Raw genomic sequence first — 17,672 nt, 5'->3', positions numbered from 1 at the left:
TTATTTTGTTGTTTTATGCATCAGCATTATTTAATTATGTGATCCAATACACACAAATCTAACTTTTTATTATCAAAAAACCAACGCATTTCATCGGGTTTTTTACCTTATTGACGTTGTTTAAATCGATAACGCAACACACCACTGAAATGCCAACAGCCTTTAGCGATTTTTTGCTACAATAAGCGCAATTTTTTATTCTATTTTGATCTTCTGTACTATGACTGACGCTCAATCTGCTCAAAATATCGCAACCACTTACGATCCAACTGAGATCGAGAAGAAATGGTATCAAACCTGGGAACAACAAGGTTATTTCAAACCATCAGGTCAAGGTGAATCATTTTGTATTATGATTCCGCCGCCGAACGTCACTGGTAGCTTGCATATGGGGCATGGTTTTAACAATGCCATCATGGATGCACTAACTCGTTATAACCGTATGTCAGGTAAAAACACCTTGTGGCAACCAGGTACAGACCATGCAGGTATCGCAACGCAAATGGTGGTTGAGCGTCAATTGGGTGCTCAGGGTGTTAGTCGTCATGACTTAGGTCGTGAAAAATTCATCGAAAAAGTTTGGGAATGGAAAGAACAATCAGGCGGTACAATTACACGTCAAATCCGTCGTCTAGGTTCTTCGGTAGATTGGTCACGTGAACGCTTCACCATGGATGAAGGTTTATCGAATGCAGTAAAAGAAGTCTTTGTAAAACTACATGAAGATGGTTTGATTTATCGTGGTAAACGTCTGGTTAACTGGGATCCGAAGCTACAAACCGCCCTTTCTGACCTAGAAGTAGAATCTGATAAAGAAGAAGCGGGTTCACTGTGGCACTTCAAATATTTCTTTGAAGACAAATCACTGCGTACGCATGATGGTAAAGACCACATCGTGGTTGCAACCACGCGTCCTGAAACATTATTGGGTGATACTGCAGTTGCCGTGGCGCTTGATGATGAACGCTATTCGCACCTTGTGGGTCAGAACATTATCCTGCCAATCACAGGTCGTGCAGTTCCAATCGTTAAAGATGAATATGTTGATAAAGAATTCGGTACAGGCTGTGTAAAAATCACCCCTGCACATGACTTCAATGACTATGAAGTCGGTAAGCGTTGCGAATTGCCAATCATCAATATCTTCAATAAAAATGCAGAAGTATTGGCTGAGTTTGAATACATCGCGAAAGCAGGCGAGCAAATCTCTAAAACCATTGCTGCTCCTGCGGACTATATTGGTTTAGAGCGTTTCGTAGCACGTAAGAAACTGGTTGAACAAGCAGAAGCTGAAGGTTGGTTAGACCAAATTCAACCGTACACCCTTAAACCACCTCGCGGTGACCGTTCAGGCGTGATCGTTGAGCCATTATTAACGGATCAATGGTATGTAAAAATTGCGCCATTGGCTGAACCTGCGATTAAAGCGGTGAAAGATGGTGACATTAAATTTGTACCTGAACAGTACAGCAACATGTACATGGCGTGGATGAACAATATCCAAGACTGGTGTATTTCACGCCAGCTTTGGTGGGGTCACCGTATCCCAGCTTGGTACGATGCTGAAGGCAATATCTATGTTGGTCGTGACGAAGCTGAAGTACGTGCGAAAAACAACATCCCTACTGATGTTGCATTAAACCAAGATGAAGATGTACTCGATACATGGTTCTCATCTGCGCTTTGGACGTTCTCAACTTTAGGTTGGACCGGTGATGCCAAGAAAGATGCAGAAAACTATTTCCTCAAGACTTTCCACCCAACAGATGTTTTAGTCACTGGTTTTGACATCATCTTCTTCTGGGTTGCTCGTATGATTATGTTTACGATGCATTTCATGAAGAATGAAGATGGTACGCCACAAGTACCGTTTAAAACGGTTTACGTTCATGGCTTAGTCCGTGATGGCGAAGGTCAGAAAATGTCGAAGTCTAAGGGTAACGTACTCGACCCTCTCGATTTGATCGACGGTGTCGACCTTGAAGACCTCGTACAAAAACGTACCACGGGTTTAATGAATCCGAAACAAGCAGCGAAGATTGAAAAATCAACGCGCAAAGAATTCCCAGAGGGTATTCAAGCTTACGGTACGGATGCAGTTCGCTTCACGTTCTGCGCCCTTGCCAACACAGGTCGTGACATTAAGTTCGATATGAAGCGTGTTGAAGGCTATCGTAACTTTGCCAACAAGATCTGGAACGCAACCCGTTTCGTGATGATGAACTGTGAAAACCAAGAAATTAGTTCTGAAATTCGTCAAGATCTTTGGGAACTGCCTGAACAGTGGATCGTAAGCCGTCTGCAAAAAGCAGAAGCTGCGGTACAACAAGCCTTTGCGACTTACCGTTTAGACTTGGCTGCACAAGCAATTTACGAGTTCATTTGGAATGAATATTGTGACTGGTATGTTGAGTTAACCAAACCTGTTCTAAACGATGAGAATGTCTCTGCTGAGCGTAAAGCAGAAGTTCGTCGTGTCTTACTTGCAGTGATGGAAGCCTCTTTACGTCTTGCACATCCTTTGATGCCGTATTTGACTGAGGAAATTTGGCAAACACTTGCACCAAAACTTGGTATTTCAGGCGAAAGTATTATGCTTGCGCAATACCCTGTTGCGAACCCTGAGCGTGTAAATGAACAGGCTGAAGCTGATATGCATTGGTTACAAGGTTTGATCGGTGCTGTGCGTAATATTCGTGGTGAAATGGGCTTGGGTAATGCACGTTTACTGCCAGTGTTATTGCAAAACACTTCTGATGTTGAGCGTGAGCAAATCATTCGTATCGAAGCATTATTTAAAGCACTCGCAAAAGTTGAAAGTATTGAGTTCTTAACCAAAGATCAAGAACCACCACTCTCTTGTTCGAGTGTTGTTAGCCATGCTTCAGTATTTGTACCGATGAAAGGCTTGATTGATCCTAAAGCAGAATTGGGTCGTTTGCAGAAAGACTTAGACAAAGTTCAAAAGCAACATGATCAAATCGCTGGAAAATTGGCAAATGAAGGCTTTGTTGCTAAAGCACCTGCGGCTGTGGTTGAAGGTGAAAAAGTTAAACTTGCTGAGTTTGCTGATCAGTTAGTGAAAATTAAGCACAATATGGATCAGATTGCAGCGCTTTAAGCTTTAAAGTTCACAATTTAATCTGTAATATTAAGGGCTGATTATTCAGCCCTTTTATTATAATTTAAGGAATATAAAATTGAGAATAATACTTAATTCCCTATTTATTCTAGCTCTTTTCATGACAAAACAAGCCCATGCTCAAATTGAGATACCAGAAAAATTAATCATTAACAAAAATGATTTATATTTAAAAGGTGACGTAAAAAATTTAAATACTTGGACTAAACAAAAATTTAGTCCATTTAAGTTTGATGAAGTACAGCTTTACTTTTTGCCCAATGGAATATTAAAACAGATTGATTCTCCATCAATGGGAGCTTTTGGACAAGAGTGGGAGTTCGATAAAAAATCTGCCAAACTTATAAAGCATCATTTATATACGAATAATCAAGCTAAGGAGCGAAATAATTATTTAATTGGATCTGTTACTCATTATGATCAAGAAAATAGGCCTCAAATCATTGCTTATTACCCAAAGATTGCATCTAATATTTTATCTAAAAAAGTAGCTATAGAATACACTCCAACTACTCAAGTTTATAAACATTATTCTAATACCCCAAACAACAACCTTCAACTTACGTCAATTCAAACAATACATCTTAGTTCTCGAAATGGTGAACTTGAGAAAATCATATTAGCTAATGCACCACCCTATCACTTCATGCCACCCCTAGAAAAAATATATAATCATAATGGAATGATAAAATCTTCCTTAAAAGATATGCGTGAAAACTCAAAAATTGAATATGAATATGAAAATTCAGTATTAGCGAAAGTCATAAATTATAGCAACCCAGAAACTAATGTGAGTTTTAAAGACTATATATTTGATGATTGCGGTAATTGGACACAAAGAAACCTATTAGATAACAAAAACAATGAAATGGGAGTAGAGTATAGGAAGTTTGAATATTACTCCGCGTGTATACCTAATACTTTTATTTTAAGTAAATAATATTAAACTTATGGTGTTAGAATACATTTTTCGATAATTATAAAAATTTTTAATTTAATGTTTTTTATTCATAATTTCTTTCTATGGCTATTTTAATCAATAAAAAAGATTTCTTACCTTCTCCCAAAGGGAGAGGGTGTACTACACTAAAGCGCCCCATACCCTAACAACATCTCTACCCCACTCACTTTTTTCATATGCTTTAAACGTTCCTTTTCCCATTTCACCTGCTGCTTTAGCTCAGCACAGTCAGCATCAATAGCTTTATAAACATCACTCATATGCACATGTTCGGCTTTGACTTTCTTTGCCAACTGAAAAGAATCTAAAATCTCGCTAATTTGACTTTCAAGCTGCTGACTCTGTGTATCTAAAGCCAGTTTATAAAACTTCACTTGCTCTGCTGATAACTCTTTAGCTCCTACACCTTTATTCTGTTCAAGCTGTAACTGAAGTCTCAGCAAATAGAACAAATCCTGCTGTTCATAAGCCTGACTTGCCTGTTGAAACAACTCAGTTTTTTCTTCTTTCTTGGTTTCATCTAGCTCACGGTCAGGATGAATCATTGCAGCAATTTTTAAATACACTGTTTTAAGTGATCGTGCTGCCAGTTGCTCGGCTTGTTCACGCTTCTGTTGCTGTCGTAGCTGTTTGGCTTTTTCTCTTGCCTGTTGTTGTTCCGCCGCATACTGTTCAAATTCATCTTCTAATTCTAGATTTTGATCAGGACGTTCACTGTACTCAAACTTAGCTGACTGCACCTTCTTAGACTTTTTAATCGATTGTTGTGCATGTTGCTGATAAAAGCTATCGATTTGCTGCACCAGCTTTAACTGTTCATCAGTCAACATCTGAGAGCGTTTCAACATGTGCGCAAGTTGGGCAATTTTCTCATCCAGTTGTTGTACATCAACTTTGGAAAACTCATGGCTGTGTAACAGATTCCAAAGTTGATCTAACTGCTGAAATAACACCTCATGTAGTTCATGATACACAGGCATCAGTTTTTGCCGCGTGTGCTGTTGAATTTCGGCTTGGGCATTCTGCCATGTGGCAAGACTGATTTTTTGCTGTTCTATTTTATCAATCAGGCGATTCAGCTTTTTCTGCTGTGCAGACGGCTCAGCTCCTTGCTGTAAGCTGACTTTGAGATCAAAGGACATGCTCATCCACCTGAAAAGGAAAAAGTGTAGCAACAATTAAACGAGGAAGGTAGTAAACCTTCCTTTGTGTATGAAACAGCATATTATTTTTAAAAGAACCCAAAGTGGCTAGCTCAGGTATTCATCGCTTAAGATATCCACCAAATCACCAATGGCAAGGTCACGGCGGCACATAAGGTCTGAAAGCTAATTACGGCGGCCATCAGTTGACTATCTCCACCCAATACCTTTGTTAATATATAAGCAGCAGAAGCCGTTGGCAGAGCAAAAAACACCACTAAAATTTGAGTTTGCAAACTTGGCAAACCTAACCATGTACATACGAGAAAAGCCAATGCAGGTACAGCCAAGAGTCGGGCAAAAGTATCAGCTAATAACACCACAATATCTTTTTTCATCTGCATAAACTGTAAAGCCGCGCCAACACATAACAAACCTAGTGGCAAACTCGATGCTGAAAAAAGCTTGATCAAATTAGAAAGACCATCCCAAATCGGAATGTTTAATACATTGATCACCCCACCCACAATACAAGAAACAATCAACGGATTTTTCAGCAATGCAATCAAAACAGGCTTGATCGCCATCTGCTCTTTGGTGGTTAAAGCCAGCACTGAAATCACATTGACCAATGGAATACAAAGCGCCAATAAAATCACCAAAATCGCCATCCCTTCTTTTTGAAAGAGAGAGGCGACCAACGCTAAACCAATATAAGTATTGAAACGGACCATACTCTGGACATGCACACCAAAACGCGCGGGCTGAATATCCCAAAACATTCGTAATACATACATGACAGCCGTAACCGTCAGCACCACGATCAACATCGCGATAACAGCGCTACTCAGGCTGTGCAAATCAATTTTTGTGGTCGCTAAAGTATTGAATAATAAAGCTGGAAATAAAATATAGTAATTTAACTTCTCTGCTCCAGCCCAAAACTCTTTACTCAGGAAATGGTATTTTTTGAAAATATATCCTGATGCAATGAATGCAACCAAAGGAAACAGGGCCAGAACAATATTATTCATTACTTTACTCAGCTTTTATTTCTACTGTTCATTGGCGTTTTTGCAATGAACCCAACACGCCATTTATTAAAGATGATTTATACACATATTAAAACCAGTTTTTCCTCCTCATAAACCCAACATAATTTTTGGAGCCTAGAACATCGTACTTCTAATTCCCATTCAAGCGTTGCAATGTTGCTCGGCTCATTAAAAATAGCGCGATCTATCTGATATATATTTATAGACGCACCACTTTTCACCAAAAATAAAATATAACCTCTAAATTGGTGCGTTTTTTGCATAGCTCAATGCATTAAAATGAGCTTCCTTAAGATGGCTCAAGTTCTTTAGATTCGATAAATCCATTTTGGTGCAAAAAATGATCATTTATTTTGCATCAGAATTAGATTTAGCACTTATATCGAGCATGTTATGCAAAACGTAGACATCTTTTTTCTATTACTTGGTGCCGTATTGGTGCTTGCAATGCACGCAGGATTTGCATTCCTCGAGTTAGGCACTGTACGTCACAAAAACCAAGTCAATGCACTTAGCAAAATCCTGACAGACTTCTGTATCTCAGCCATCGCCTACTTCTTCGTTGGTTATTGGATTGCCTATGGTCAAAACTTCCTTGTAACAGGTGAGCTGTTATCAGCCAATCATGGCTATGACCTGATGCGTTGCTTCTTCTTACTTACCTTTGCAGCCGCCATTCCAGCGATTGTTTCTGGTGGTATTGCAGAACGTGCAAAAATGCGTTCGCAAGCATTAGCGACTTTACTGCTGGTCGCCCTGATCTATCCATTCTTTGAAGGTATGATCTGGAATGGTAACTATGGTGTGCAAACGTGGTTAGAAAACCAATTTGGTGCACCCTTCCATGACTTTGCCGGCTCAGTGGTTGTTCATGCCATGGGCGGTTGGATTGCGTTAGCGGCGGTGCTGTTGTTAGGTGCTCGAAATGGTCGCTACAAAAAAGATGGTCGTGTTAGTGCTCATCCACCGTCATCAATTCCATTCCTTGCTTTAGGTTCATGGATTTTGATTGTTGGTTGGTTTGGCTTTAATGTGATGAGTGCGCAACGTGTCGAAGCCATTTCTGGACTCGTAGCCATCAACTCACTTATGGCGATGGCTGGTGGTACGTTGGCAGCCAACTTTATGGGTAGAAATGACCCTGGTTTCTTACACAATGGTCCATTGGCAGGTCTTGTAGCAATCTGTGCTGGTTCTGATATTGTGCATCCAATTGGGGCATTGATGATTGGCGCATGTGCAGGTGCAATATTTGTCTATTTCTTTACCTACACGCAAAACAAACTTAAAGTTGATGATGTACTCGGGGTATGGCCTTTACATGGTGTCTGTGGTGCTTTTGGTGCCGTTGCAGCAGGAATATTTGGTCAACAAGCACTTGGTGGTTTAGGCGGTGTTTCTTTTATTTCTCAATTGATCGGCACAGGTTTAGGGATTAGCGTTGCGTTGATTGGTGGCTTTATTGTCTATGGTTTATTAAAACTGACGATTGGTATTCGCTTATCAGCAGAAGATGAGTATCGTGGGGCAGACCTTTCGATTCATAAAGTTTCGGCAAACTCTGAAGAGTCAATGTTCTAACTTTTCAATACTTTAAAGCGGCTTAATGCCGCTTTTTTTGTCTTTTAAAACCCAGCTTCGTTCCCTTAAGGCTCGATAAGCCTTGAAATTTTATCTTATCTCTTACCCTGTTTAAAAAATTAAGATCATGGCACACATTATGCTTTCTATTTCCTGCAATTTTTACTGTAATTCACTGATTTAAAAATTGCTTAATTCATCAATAGTTACTGGTAACAAAACCGTAAAGAATATCGCTTGAGCAACCGTATTGAAGTCTATTAATATGAAAACTAATGTATTTTTATACATATAAAAAGATATTAATTTTCATAAAAACTGACCACTCAATAGCAACAATGACGAATGCGTCCATAACGATACAAAAGGAGTTTTGTACATGACACATAAACGCACCATGACCTCTCTGCTTTGCGCAAGCGCTTTAATGTTCGGCTTAAGTGCTTGTAGTGACAATAAAGCCCCTGCTGCTGGTGACAAAGCCACTGAAGGTGACACATCTACATCTGGTACTTTAAACAAAATTAAAAGCTCTGGCACCATCGTGCTGGGTTATCGAGACTCGTCCATTCCATTTTCCTACATTGCAGCAAGCCCGAACCAACCTGTCGGTTATGCACATGATTTACAACTTAAAGTTGTAGAGGCCGTTAAGCAAAAACTCAACATGCCTGATCTGAAAATTCGCTATAACCTCGTCACCAGTCAAAATCGTATCCCGTTGGTGTCGAACGGTACTGTGGATTTGGAATGTGGCTCTACCACCAATAACAAAGAGCGGCAGCAACAAGTCGATTTCTCAGTTGGCTTCTTTGAGGTTGGTTCGAGACTATTAACTGCAAAGGATTCAGGAATTAAGGATTTTGCTGATTTAAAAGGCAAAAAACTGGTTACGACCGCAGGCACCACATCTGAGCGCTATATCCGTCAGCATCAGCAAGAATTAGGGATTGGTGAAATCATTTCAGCCAAAGACCATGCTGAGTCATTCCTGATGTTACAAAATGGTCGTGCTGTCGCGTTTATGATGGATGATATTTTGCTTGCTGGTGAAAAATCTAAAGCCAAAGACCCAAATAAATGGGATATCGTTGGAACTGCACCTATTCAAGAAATTTATGGCTGTATGCTGCGCAAAGGCGATACAGGCTTTAAACAGGTGGTCGATGACGCGATTAAAGCAACTTATGCTTCAGGTGAAATCAATCAAATGTATGAAAAATGGTTCCAGCAACCGATTCCACCTAAAAACATTAACCTGAACTTTGAGATGTCTGATCAACTGAAAGCGTTAATCAGCAATCCGCATGATCGAGATCAGTAATTTATCGCATATAACTAAAATATTATTGCGGAATCGGGGAACAGTGGATGTTCTCCCGCTTCTTCTCAGGAGTTATTATGAATTATAGCTGGAACTGGGGAGTTTTATGGCAGTCTACAGGTGTGGGAGATACCACGTACCTGAACTGGATTATAACGGGTCTAGGATGGCTGGTGGTTATTGCTGTAGTGGCATGGACCATTGCCATGCTTCTTGGCAGCATACTTGGCATTATGCGCACCCTCCCGAATAAAACAGCCAGAGCCATAGGTACGGCCTATGTCACTTTGTTTAGAAATGTTCCTTTACTCGTTCAATTATTTATCTGGTTTTATGTGGTTCCCAACTTTCTACCTGCACCCATTAAAAACTGGTGGATGAGTGATCTTGGTGCCAATACCACAGCATTGATTTCTGCCAGTATCGGACTGGGACTATTTACCGCAGCACGTGTCTGCGAACAAGTTCGGACAGGCATTGAAGCCTTACCCCAAGGTCAAATTAATGCAGGTTATGCCATGGGGTTTACCACGGCGCAATTGTATCGTTATGTGATTCTACCACAGTCCTTTCGTACCATTTTACCTCCACTCAGTTCAGAGCTGACCAACTGCGTGAAGAACACCTCTGTGGCTTCTCTCGTCGGGGTTGCAGAAATCATTTCGCAAATGAAAACCATCAGTGAATACACTCAGAATACCATCGAAATTTATACCTTCGTTACCCTCATTTTCATTGTGATCAACATCTGTCTCATTTCTGCAATGAACCTGCTGGAAAAACGTCTGCGTGTTCCTGGTTTAATATCATCAGGAGGAAAGTAGTATGGAATGGCTCACTTCTTTTCTGAATGATCTACAACAATCAGGACCTGCGCTTTGGCACGGTTTCAGCATCACCTTAAAAGTAGTGGTTATTGCCACACTTGGCGGTATTGTGATTGGTACGTTGCTCGCAATGATGCGTCTATCTTCAATCAAAACCCTAAATCTGATTGCTCAGGCTTATGTGAACCTCTTTCGTTCCATTCCCCTGCTGCTAGTACTGATGTGGTTTTATTTTGCCGTTCCGTTTATTTATACCGCGATCACAGGCAAGTATTTGACTATTGATACGGCCCTCGTTTCCAGCATTGTGGCATTCATGTTGTTTGAAGCTGCTTATTTTTCTGAAATTGTGCGTGCGGGTATTCAGTCGATTCCCAAAGGTCAGGCTGCTGCTGCCGCTGCACTGGGTATGAGTTATGGTCAGTCTATGCGGCTGATTATTCTGCCTCAGGCATTCAGAAAAATGACCCCATTGCTGCTTCAGCAAACGATTATTCTATTTCAGGATTCTACCATGGTGTATGCCATTGGCTTGCTGGACTTTTTCAGAACAAACTATGTCCGCGGAGACTTAATGGCATTGCTGACCCAATATATTTTATTTGCAGGATTGGTGTACTTTACCGTCAGTGCCATCGCGACATTCGCAGTTAAACGTTTACAAAGGAGGTTACGTGTATGAGCGAAAATAAAGTAATGATAGACCTCCAAAATGTCAGTAAGTGGTATGAACAATTTCAGGTACTGACTGACTGCACGACTCAGATTCGTCAAGGCGAAGTGGTTGTGGTCTGTGGTCCATCAGGCTCAGGAAAATCAACCCTGATTAAAACGGTCAATGGTCTAGAGCCTTTTCAGCAAGGTAAAATTATTGTGGATGGCATCCCCATTCATGATCCCAAAACAGATATGACCAAACTACGCAGTCGTGTGGGCATGGTATTTCAGCACTTTGAACTGTTTCCACACTTGAGCATTACTGAGAACCTCACCATTGCGCAAATCAAAGTCCTTGGACGCTCAGAAGCAGAGGCAAATAAAAAGGGATTGGCTTATCTAGATCGAGTTGGCTTAAGCGAACAAGCTGCCAAATATCCTGCGCAGCTTTCCGGCGGTCAGCAGCAACGTGTCGCAATTGCCCGTGCCCTATGCATGGACCCGATTGCCATGTTATTTGATGAGCCAACTTCTGCACTTGACCCCGAAATGATCAATGAAGTGCTTGACGTGATGGTGGGACTTGCAAAAGAAGGCATGACCATGATGTGTGTCACTCATGAAATGGGCTTTGCCCGTCAGGTTGCCAATCGCATTATTTTCATGGATCAAGGAAAAATTGTGGAAGACTGTTCTAAAGATGAATTCTTTGGCGCACCACGTGGCGAACGTGCTCAGCAGTTTCTTGATAAAATTCTACACTGAGTTACTTATATCGATTTGAGGCAGCCTTCTGGGCTGCTTTATATTATTTATCATATTGATAAGTCATATGATTAATGTATTTCAATTCCGCTTAAGAGCTACAATATGGTAAAGTGACTGCTGATTGAAATGGGTATGATGACTTAGGAATAGATTGCTGCTAATGGATGACTTTCAAAAATTCTTAGAAACTACTGTTACCACTCAACAAGATTCGATTCAAGCATATGAATTAAATGCATCTAAAGTATGGTTAAAAAAAGCATCTGAACGTCATGGGTTGTGGCTATATACCCCTTTAAAATGGCTCGCCAAAATCTTTAATTTGGGTGCAATGATCCCTGTTCCCAATCAAGGCGGGGCTGCTGCGATTCAATGTGAATATAAACGTATCCAACAACTCAAAACACTCGGGATTTCTACCCCTAATGTTTTAGCACTATCCGAAAAAGGCATTTTATTAGAAGACCTCAGCACACAACATAAAAGTAAAGTGAAACAACTGGATCAAGCCTTGGCAACTCGTAAAACCAAGCCTGAAGCACAGTTTTTATTGTTTACTCAAGCCATCCAAGCCATCCAAAATCTGCATGTGAAGGATGGATATTTAAGTGAAGCTTTTGCTCGTAATATTCTAGTGGATAAACAAAATCAGTTTAGTTTTATTGATTTTGAAACAGACCCACTTGATGTACTCAGCCTACATGATTGTTTTGTTCGAGACTGGTTGCTGTTTATTTTTTCAACTGCTTATCATTTTGAGTTTGAACAATTGACTGAAGCAAGCCAAATTTTTCATAATGCTTTGCAGACTGAACCGCAAGTCTATAAAGATATCTGTAAGGTCGGCAAACGCTTAAATTGGGTATTGCGCCTCAAAGTCAGCAAAGTCGGTAATGACGGAAAGCGCATTCAAAAATGCGTGTTATTTCTCCGTTATTTAAGAGATCAAGCAGAAGCTGAAACAGCCTAAAATAAAGGGTTTAGTTGTTTTTTTTAGCATTGAGCTTGGTATGGTCTTCATAGGATCCCAATACCTTCGGTAATTTTACCAATACCGATAAGCCACCCAAGTCCATACTTCTCGATAAAGTTAGCACCCCGCCTAGGCGTTGGGTTGCTTTATCCACAATCGAAAGCCCCAAACCACTCCCCACTTCCAAGTGATGATGAATACGATAGAAACGTTTTAATACTTCGTCATATTTTTCTGGCTCAATACCCGCCCCACTATCTTCGATTTGGATATAGGCAAAGTCATCCGTATCACTAAAAACAGAAATATTAATAATGCCTTGGTTGGGTGTGTACTTAATCGCATTGTCAATCAGATTAAAAATAATCGAATGTACCGTGGATTCAATGCTCTGCATTTCAATCAACTCGTTGCGTTCAAAGCCTAAATCAATTTCTTTTTGCATAGCTAGATTGACCAATTGCTCAACGCAATTTAAGGCCACATCATTTAGGCGAAAATGTGTATTGGGTTCAATCATGCTCAATGCAACATCTTGTTTTGCCAGTGCTAATAGCTGCGTGACCAAATGTTGAATACGCGCTAAACCTTTACTTAAATTTTGTAAAGCTTCATGTTCAGGAAACTGTCCAATCAAAATCCGAGTTTGTAAATTAAGTGCAGTGACAGGGGTTCTTAGCTCATGTGCCGCATCTGCAATAAATTGCTTTTGCTCAGTTTGCGCATGTTGAATCCGCTCAAATAAACGATTCATTTCTTCAATCGTCGGCATCAACTCTTGAGGATAATGATCACTGTTAATCGGCGCCAGCCCATCCGAATCACGCTGAGTCAGTTCTGTCTTAAAATCATCTAAAGGCTTTAGATTCAAACTGATAATAAATGCCAAAAGTAAGATTGCGATCGGCAAAAGCAGCACGTAGGGCATAAACATGCTGCCCGCCAACTCCCAAGCAAAGGTTTGACGTACACTTTCACGTTGGCTCACTTGTATCTGATAGTGTTTAAGTGGAATCACATAAACGCGCCAGTTCCCTTGATTGGTCTGCTGACTATAAAAACCAGCTTGTTTGACTGGCGGAAGCAATAACTGACTTGGATCGGATAAATGGTTGTGATCATGATATGCCCAAATATCAACCAACAACCCTTCTTGATGATAATAATAGGTTTCGTGTGATTCAATACGGCTGGCCATCGTCGGTATAGGTCGGGTCGCGGATTGCTCTGCCATATATTGCATTTGCGTATCTAAAATCTTATCGACTTCATGCAATGAAATTTTATAGGCGGCCAAAATCAATAAACAGCCCAATAAGAGGCTAAAAATAGACGTTCCCCAAATCAGCCTTTTCTTGAGCGAATAATGCTTAACCGTTTTCATCAGTTTTTATGATTGTCCCAAACGATAACCCAAACCACGGATGGTGCGAATAAAATCTTTGCCCAGCTTGGCACGTAAATGATGTACATAGACTTCAATAGTATTACTGGTCACTTCGCTATCAAAATCATATAACTTATCTTCAAGATTAACCTTTGAGAAAATTTTATTCGGATGCGTGACCATTGGAATTAAAATTGCCCATTCACGGTTAGATAGCTCAACTTGCTGTCCCTTAAAAGTCGCTAAATGCTGTTCCACATCAAGCACCAACTCACCACATTTGAGTAACTGAGATTGATTTTTTAGCTGAGCCGTATCTGAATGCCCTCTACGCAATAATGCATGGATCCGTGCCAGTAGCTCATCAAACTCATAGGGTTTGACCAAGTAATCATCTGCGCCTTGATTTAAGCCATCCACACGGTTTTGTAGCTGATCACGTGCTGAAATAATTAATACAGGAATCGAGGTGCGCTGACGAAGTTGTTTCAGAATTTGCATCCCATCCATCAACGGCAAACCTAAGTCCAATAACACTAAATCAAAATCGTGTTTGTTCAACAAAGCCAAGCCATCCACGCCATTGTTGACCCACTCCACATCAAACTGATGATATTGCAATAGTGTCAATGTTGACTCTGCAATCATAAAATCATCTTCTATCATCAAGATTTTGGTCATGCGCCTCTCACCTTATGGATTCAAACATGTGTGTAACATGTCATTTTTAGGGTTAATTACCTTACTCGTAATACCTAACAAGCTCAGCATGGTTGGAAATAAGTTATCTTGGCTAAGCTCAACTTTTCCTTGCTGAGCAAGGCACTGTACTTGTTTTTTTGCGTGTTGTTTCCATGCGTCAGAAAACCACATCAACATTGGGATATGGGTTTGTTGGGTCGGAGCAATCGCATACGGCGCACCATGCAAATACATGCCACTTTCACCGGTGGACTCGCCATGATCAGATAAATACCATAAAGCTGTTTGATATTGCGTTGTATTTTTTAGTGTTTTAATTAAAGCATCTAAAACATGATCGGTATAAAGTAAACTATTGTCATAACTGTTCATTAACTGTTCTCGTGTACAGCCTTGAATAGCATTGGTTTCACAAGTGGGGTTAAACACTTTGAATGGTGGAGGGACACGCCGATAATAAGCTGGTCCATGACTGCCGATTTGATGCAGAACAATTAATCGCGGTCGCCTATCCTTTTGATCAAGTGCAGCTAAATATGCTTTTAGGCTATCAATCAAAATACCATCAAAACATTCCCCCTCATTACACCACTTCTGTTGCAGAGATTCAGGGATTTTAAACTGTTCAACGCGGTCACATGCCCCTTTACAGCCCGAGTTATTATCAATCCAAGTGACTTGATAACCCGCACGTTTTGCAATATCCAGTAAACCCTCACGATGACTTGCAAGCTGTTCATCATAATCTTCTCTCGGCATGCCTGAAAACATGCATGGAACCGAAACGGCGGTGGCTGTCCCACAAGAACTGACTTGTGAAAAGTTTAGAATATCTTGTTTGGAGAGTTTGGGATTGGTCTTCTTAGCATAGCCATTTAACGAAAAGTTTTCTGCACGGGCCGTCTCACCAACGACTAATACCATCAATTTAGGCAATGTTGAATGATCTATTGAGGCTATCTTTGCATCAGTACCGTAGCTCAGCAAAGGTAAATTCTGTTTGGGTGCTTTATGCTTATAATAAGACGCAACCGATTCGATCATATTTTGTGGTGAAATCATTTCTTTTAGATCACGATTTTCACGAAAAATCTCTGCAAAATCAACATAAAAAACAAATAACAAACCACTAACCAGCACAAGGGAAAGCGCTAAACCGAGTGCTTTTTTCCAAATCTTTTGCCATATGGGTTCTGGCCTCAAAGTGACTGATAAAATCACAATGATAGGCAACACAACCATCCCTAAACCCCATATCACCAAGTCCCAAGACCATATATCACGCGCTTCAACAATATCTGTTTGCATCAGGTTTTGAATTTGGTCTGGCGTGATCAACACTCCCAAGCTCGTCACAGCATAGGAAGAAAAACCACCAATCACCACCAGCGCAATTGCAAGTGGTTTGGCCGTGCATGTCCAGCTTAAAATCTGCAATACAAAGTAATATGCGGCTGCAACCACAATGACCGATGCAGCGATGAACAGTCGTGACTTGACCCCCGTATAGGGCGTGAGCGCTTGTATTTTCTCATAGAATACAATATTCAGAAAAACACCTAACCAAATTGCAAGGAGCAGATTGAATGCAAATAGGGAGATGGTCTGGGTCTTGATTTTCTGTAGTGACATCACATTCTAAAAACCGATTGCTGAGCTACTTAAATATAGTTTTAGAAACTTAAAAATGACTTAAAGACAGAATGTCTCAAGCTCCTCAATCTTTCAAAAGTTATATAAACAAAAAAATCGAGGTTTAAACCTCGATTTTTTAAAATTTGAGTTTTAACAAATTTTAGAAGTTGTATTTAGCCATTAAGCCGACGCGATTATCTTTGAAAGACTTACCTTCGAATGTTTCGCGCTTACCATTGATATATTCAACGCCCAAATCAATTGGTTTTACTGGCGTATAGATAAAGTTGATCCAAGCTTGTTGAACTTTCTCATTGGCTGTGACATTCGCTTTGGCATAGTCAGTACCATCATCAGCGAAGTGAGCACCATACGCTAACGTCGAACGTAGATTCGGTAAAATCTTATAGGTTCCACCCACCTGCACTGCGATTAATTCATTCTGTTCAATAGCATCATTGACCACCGTATAGGCAGTGTTACTACCATATAAATAACTACTGTTACCTACAACATAAGAAGCATCAGCAAAAAGCTTCAACGGATCAGCGACTTTAAAATCTGTACCGACAGCAACTCCCCAACCCGTTTTATCGTCATCCGCCTTTTCGGACTTATAGTTTTCGACTAAAGCGCGAGCTGAGGCAGAGCCTTTGCCTTCCGCATAAGCTTGCGTCACTTTAGCTGTCAGCACAGGTAATCTATACTTGAGTGTATCGCCTGTTGCAGAGCTATCGCCCTCTTCAGCAGAAACAAATAATTGTGTTGTAGGACTTAATTTGTAGTTATAACGCACTTGTGGAAGACGCTTGGTACCACCACCAATGTTAGTCGAGAAGTCGATCATTTCTGGCGCGTGATTTGACAAGAAGTTTGAGGTTGTTTGACCAAATAACCAGTTATTGTAAGTTAAGTAAGCATGACGGATACGTAATCCCTCATTCGTACCAGCAAAGTCAACCTCGACTTTACCACCTACTTTTTCGTCACCAAGCGGGGTTGTGAAATCTAAACCAAGACGCGTCGTTTTCGCTGTTGCGCGTAATTTATCTTTTGTTTCGCCAGTTGACTTACTTACAGCGTTAAAATCATCGTCTGCACCTTCAATAATGTAGTTCGCATCTCCTCGAACGAAACCATACAGGCTCACATCAGCACCTGTTTTGGATTTTAATGAGGCTAAAGGGGAAACGGGTGCAACTGCTTGCGGTTGTGTTTTAACTTCAGCTAACTGTACTTGTTGTTGTTGCTGTACTTGTTGCTGCTGTTGTTGTACTTGTCGTTGTTCTTGAACTAACGCTTTTAATGCTTCAACCTCTTGACGAAGCTTTTGAATTTCTTCTTTATCTGAGACCGCCGCATTTGCCCCACTCATCATTAAAGCTGTGACTGTAAGCACTAAACCTTTAATTACAAATGATTTACCATTAAGAAATAGTTCCATCAAAAACTCCTAATCTATATTTTATATTGCCTATCCATGCTCAGTTGATCCGTACTATTCCTAAGAACTAAAGA

General features: G+C 40.5%; 14 protein-coding genes. 8 read left to right on the top strand and 6 right to left on the bottom strand.

Going from position 1 to position 17,672, the window contains the following annotated elements:
- The first annotated feature begins 220 nt into the window (after positions 1 to 220).
- Entirely contained in the window at positions 221 to 3,121 is a 2,901-nt protein-coding gene (locus EXE30_RS09960) for a valine--tRNA ligase (protein WP_130162247.1), read from the top strand.
- A 121-nt stretch (positions 3,122 to 3,242) separates the two neighbouring features.
- Complete coding sequence (locus tag EXE30_RS09955; RefSeq protein WP_228256119.1) at positions 3,243 to 4,082, top strand: hypothetical protein; 840 nt, start codon at positions 3,243 to 3,245, stop codon at positions 4,080 to 4,082.
- 146 nt (positions 4,083 to 4,228) lie between these two features.
- On the opposite strand, the gene EXE30_RS09950 is transcribed toward EXE30_RS09955, so the two are convergent.
- Together EXE30_RS09950 and EXE30_RS09945 are read right to left on the bottom strand one after the other, a co-directional pair.
- Complete coding sequence (locus tag EXE30_RS09950) at positions 4,229 to 5,245, bottom strand: coiled-coil domain-containing protein (RefSeq protein WP_130162245.1); 1,017 nt, start codon at positions 5,243 to 5,245, stop codon at positions 4,229 to 4,231.
- A gap of 128 nt (positions 5,246 to 5,373) precedes the next feature.
- Positions 5,374 to 6,279, bottom strand: coding sequence for an AEC family transporter (locus EXE30_RS09945; RefSeq protein ID WP_130162244.1), 906 nt, complete (start codon positions 6,277 to 6,279; stop codon positions 5,374 to 5,376).
- A gap of 414 nt (positions 6,280 to 6,693) precedes the next feature.
- Here EXE30_RS09945 and EXE30_RS09940 point away from each other — a divergent pair, with 414 nt between their 5' ends.
- The 6 genes from EXE30_RS09940 to EXE30_RS09915 all read left to right on the top strand — a co-directional run bounded on the left by EXE30_RS09940 (position 6,694) and on the right by EXE30_RS09915 (position 12,427).
- On the top strand, positions 6,694 to 7,881 hold the full coding sequence (locus EXE30_RS09940) for an ammonium transporter (RefSeq protein WP_130162243.1): 1,188 nt from the start codon (positions 6,694 to 6,696) through the stop codon (positions 7,879 to 7,881).
- A 379-nt stretch (positions 7,882 to 8,260) separates the two neighbouring features.
- The gene (locus EXE30_RS09935) at positions 8,261 to 9,205 is read left to right on the top strand and encodes a transporter substrate-binding domain-containing protein (RefSeq protein WP_121928618.1); all 945 of its coding nucleotides are present in this window, start codon (positions 8,261 to 8,263) and stop codon (positions 9,203 to 9,205) included.
- A 77-nt stretch (positions 9,206 to 9,282) separates the two neighbouring features.
- Positions 9,283 to 10,029: an amino acid ABC transporter permease gene (locus EXE30_RS09930; protein WP_130162242.1), complete on the top strand. Its 747-nt coding sequence runs from the start codon at positions 9,283 to 9,285 to the stop codon at positions 10,027 to 10,029.
- A gap of 1 nt (position 10,030) precedes the next feature.
- Complete coding sequence (locus EXE30_RS09925) at positions 10,031 to 10,714, top strand: ABC transporter permease subunit (protein WP_130162241.1); 684 nt, start codon at positions 10,031 to 10,033, stop codon at positions 10,712 to 10,714.
- A complete protein-coding gene (locus EXE30_RS09920) occupies positions 10,711 to 11,454 on the top strand; it encodes an amino acid ABC transporter ATP-binding protein (protein ID WP_130162240.1) in 744 nt (247 codons plus the stop codon). Before EXE30_RS09925 ends, EXE30_RS09920 begins: the two co-directional genes overlap by 4 nt.
- A gap of 163 nt (positions 11,455 to 11,617) precedes the next feature.
- Complete coding sequence (locus EXE30_RS09915; protein ID WP_130162239.1) at positions 11,618 to 12,427, top strand: lipopolysaccharide kinase InaA family protein; 810 nt, start codon at positions 11,618 to 11,620, stop codon at positions 12,425 to 12,427.
- Positions 12,428 to 12,437: 10 nt separating this feature from the next.
- On the opposite strand, the gene EXE30_RS09910 is transcribed toward EXE30_RS09915, so the two are convergent.
- The 4 genes from EXE30_RS09910 to EXE30_RS09895 all read right to left on the bottom strand — a co-directional run bounded on the left by EXE30_RS09910 (position 12,438) and on the right by EXE30_RS09895 (position 17,598).
- Positions 12,438 to 13,814 (bottom strand): sensor histidine kinase, encoded by a 1,377-nt coding sequence (locus EXE30_RS09910; protein WP_130162238.1) that lies wholly within the window; start codon positions 13,812 to 13,814, stop codon positions 12,438 to 12,440.
- A 6-nt stretch (positions 13,815 to 13,820) separates the two neighbouring features.
- Complete coding sequence (locus tag EXE30_RS09905; RefSeq protein WP_130162237.1) at positions 13,821 to 14,498, bottom strand: response regulator transcription factor; 678 nt, start codon at positions 14,496 to 14,498, stop codon at positions 13,821 to 13,823.
- Between the two features lie 12 nt (positions 14,499 to 14,510).
- Positions 14,511 to 16,151: a phosphoethanolamine transferase gene (locus EXE30_RS09900; RefSeq protein WP_130162236.1), complete on the bottom strand. Its 1,641-nt coding sequence runs from the start codon at positions 16,149 to 16,151 to the stop codon at positions 14,511 to 14,513.
- Between the two features lie 163 nt (positions 16,152 to 16,314).
- Positions 16,315 to 17,598: a DcaP family trimeric outer membrane transporter gene (locus tag EXE30_RS09895; RefSeq protein WP_130162235.1), complete on the bottom strand. Its 1,284-nt coding sequence runs from the start codon at positions 17,596 to 17,598 to the stop codon at positions 16,315 to 16,317.
- Between the last annotated feature and the right edge of the window lie 74 nt (positions 17,599 to 17,672).

The organism is Acinetobacter halotolerans (genome assembly GCF_004208515.1).
In the GTDB taxonomy this organism is placed as follows: domain Bacteria; phylum Pseudomonadota; class Gammaproteobacteria; order Pseudomonadales; family Moraxellaceae; genus Acinetobacter; species Acinetobacter halotolerans.
Note: the sequence above shows the minus strand (reverse complement) of the source record. Positions and strands in the feature narration are given on the sequence as shown.

Bases quoted from the DNA above. Each gene is read 5' to 3' on its own strand.
- EXE30_RS09960 (WP_130162247.1), top strand. From the start codon at position 221: ATGACTGACGCTCAATCTGCTCAAAATATCGCAACCACTTACGATCCA.
- EXE30_RS09955 (WP_228256119.1), top strand. From the start codon at position 3,243: ATGACAAAACAAGCCCATGCTCAAATTGAGATACCAGAAAAATTAATC.
- EXE30_RS09950 (WP_130162245.1), bottom strand. From the start codon at position 5,245: ATGTCCTTTGATCTCAAAGTCAGCTTACAGCAAGGAGCTGAGCCGTCT.
- EXE30_RS09945 (WP_130162244.1), bottom strand. From the start codon at position 6,279: ATGAATAATATTGTTCTGGCCCTGTTTCCTTTGGTTGCATTCATTGCA.
- EXE30_RS09940 (WP_130162243.1), top strand. From the start codon at position 6,694: ATGCAAAACGTAGACATCTTTTTTCTATTACTTGGTGCCGTATTGGTG.
- EXE30_RS09935 (WP_121928618.1), top strand. From the start codon at position 8,261: ATGACACATAAACGCACCATGACCTCTCTGCTTTGCGCAAGCGCTTTA.
- EXE30_RS09930 (WP_130162242.1), top strand. From the start codon at position 9,283: ATGAATTATAGCTGGAACTGGGGAGTTTTATGGCAGTCTACAGGTGTG.
- EXE30_RS09925 (WP_130162241.1), top strand. From the start codon at position 10,031: ATGGAATGGCTCACTTCTTTTCTGAATGATCTACAACAATCAGGACCT.
- EXE30_RS09920 (WP_130162240.1), top strand. From the start codon at position 10,711: ATGAGCGAAAATAAAGTAATGATAGACCTCCAAAATGTCAGTAAGTGG.
- EXE30_RS09915 (WP_130162239.1), top strand. From the start codon at position 11,618: ATGGATGACTTTCAAAAATTCTTAGAAACTACTGTTACCACTCAACAA.
- EXE30_RS09910 (WP_130162238.1), bottom strand. From the start codon at position 13,814: ATGAAAACGGTTAAGCATTATTCGCTCAAGAAAAGGCTGATTTGGGGA.
- EXE30_RS09905 (WP_130162237.1), bottom strand. From the start codon at position 14,498: ATGACCAAAATCTTGATGATAGAAGATGATTTTATGATTGCAGAGTCA.
- EXE30_RS09900 (WP_130162236.1), bottom strand. From the start codon at position 16,151: ATGTCACTACAGAAAATCAAGACCCAGACCATCTCCCTATTTGCATTC.
- EXE30_RS09895 (WP_130162235.1), bottom strand. From the start codon at position 17,598: ATGGAACTATTTCTTAATGGTAAATCATTTGTAATTAAAGGTTTAGTG.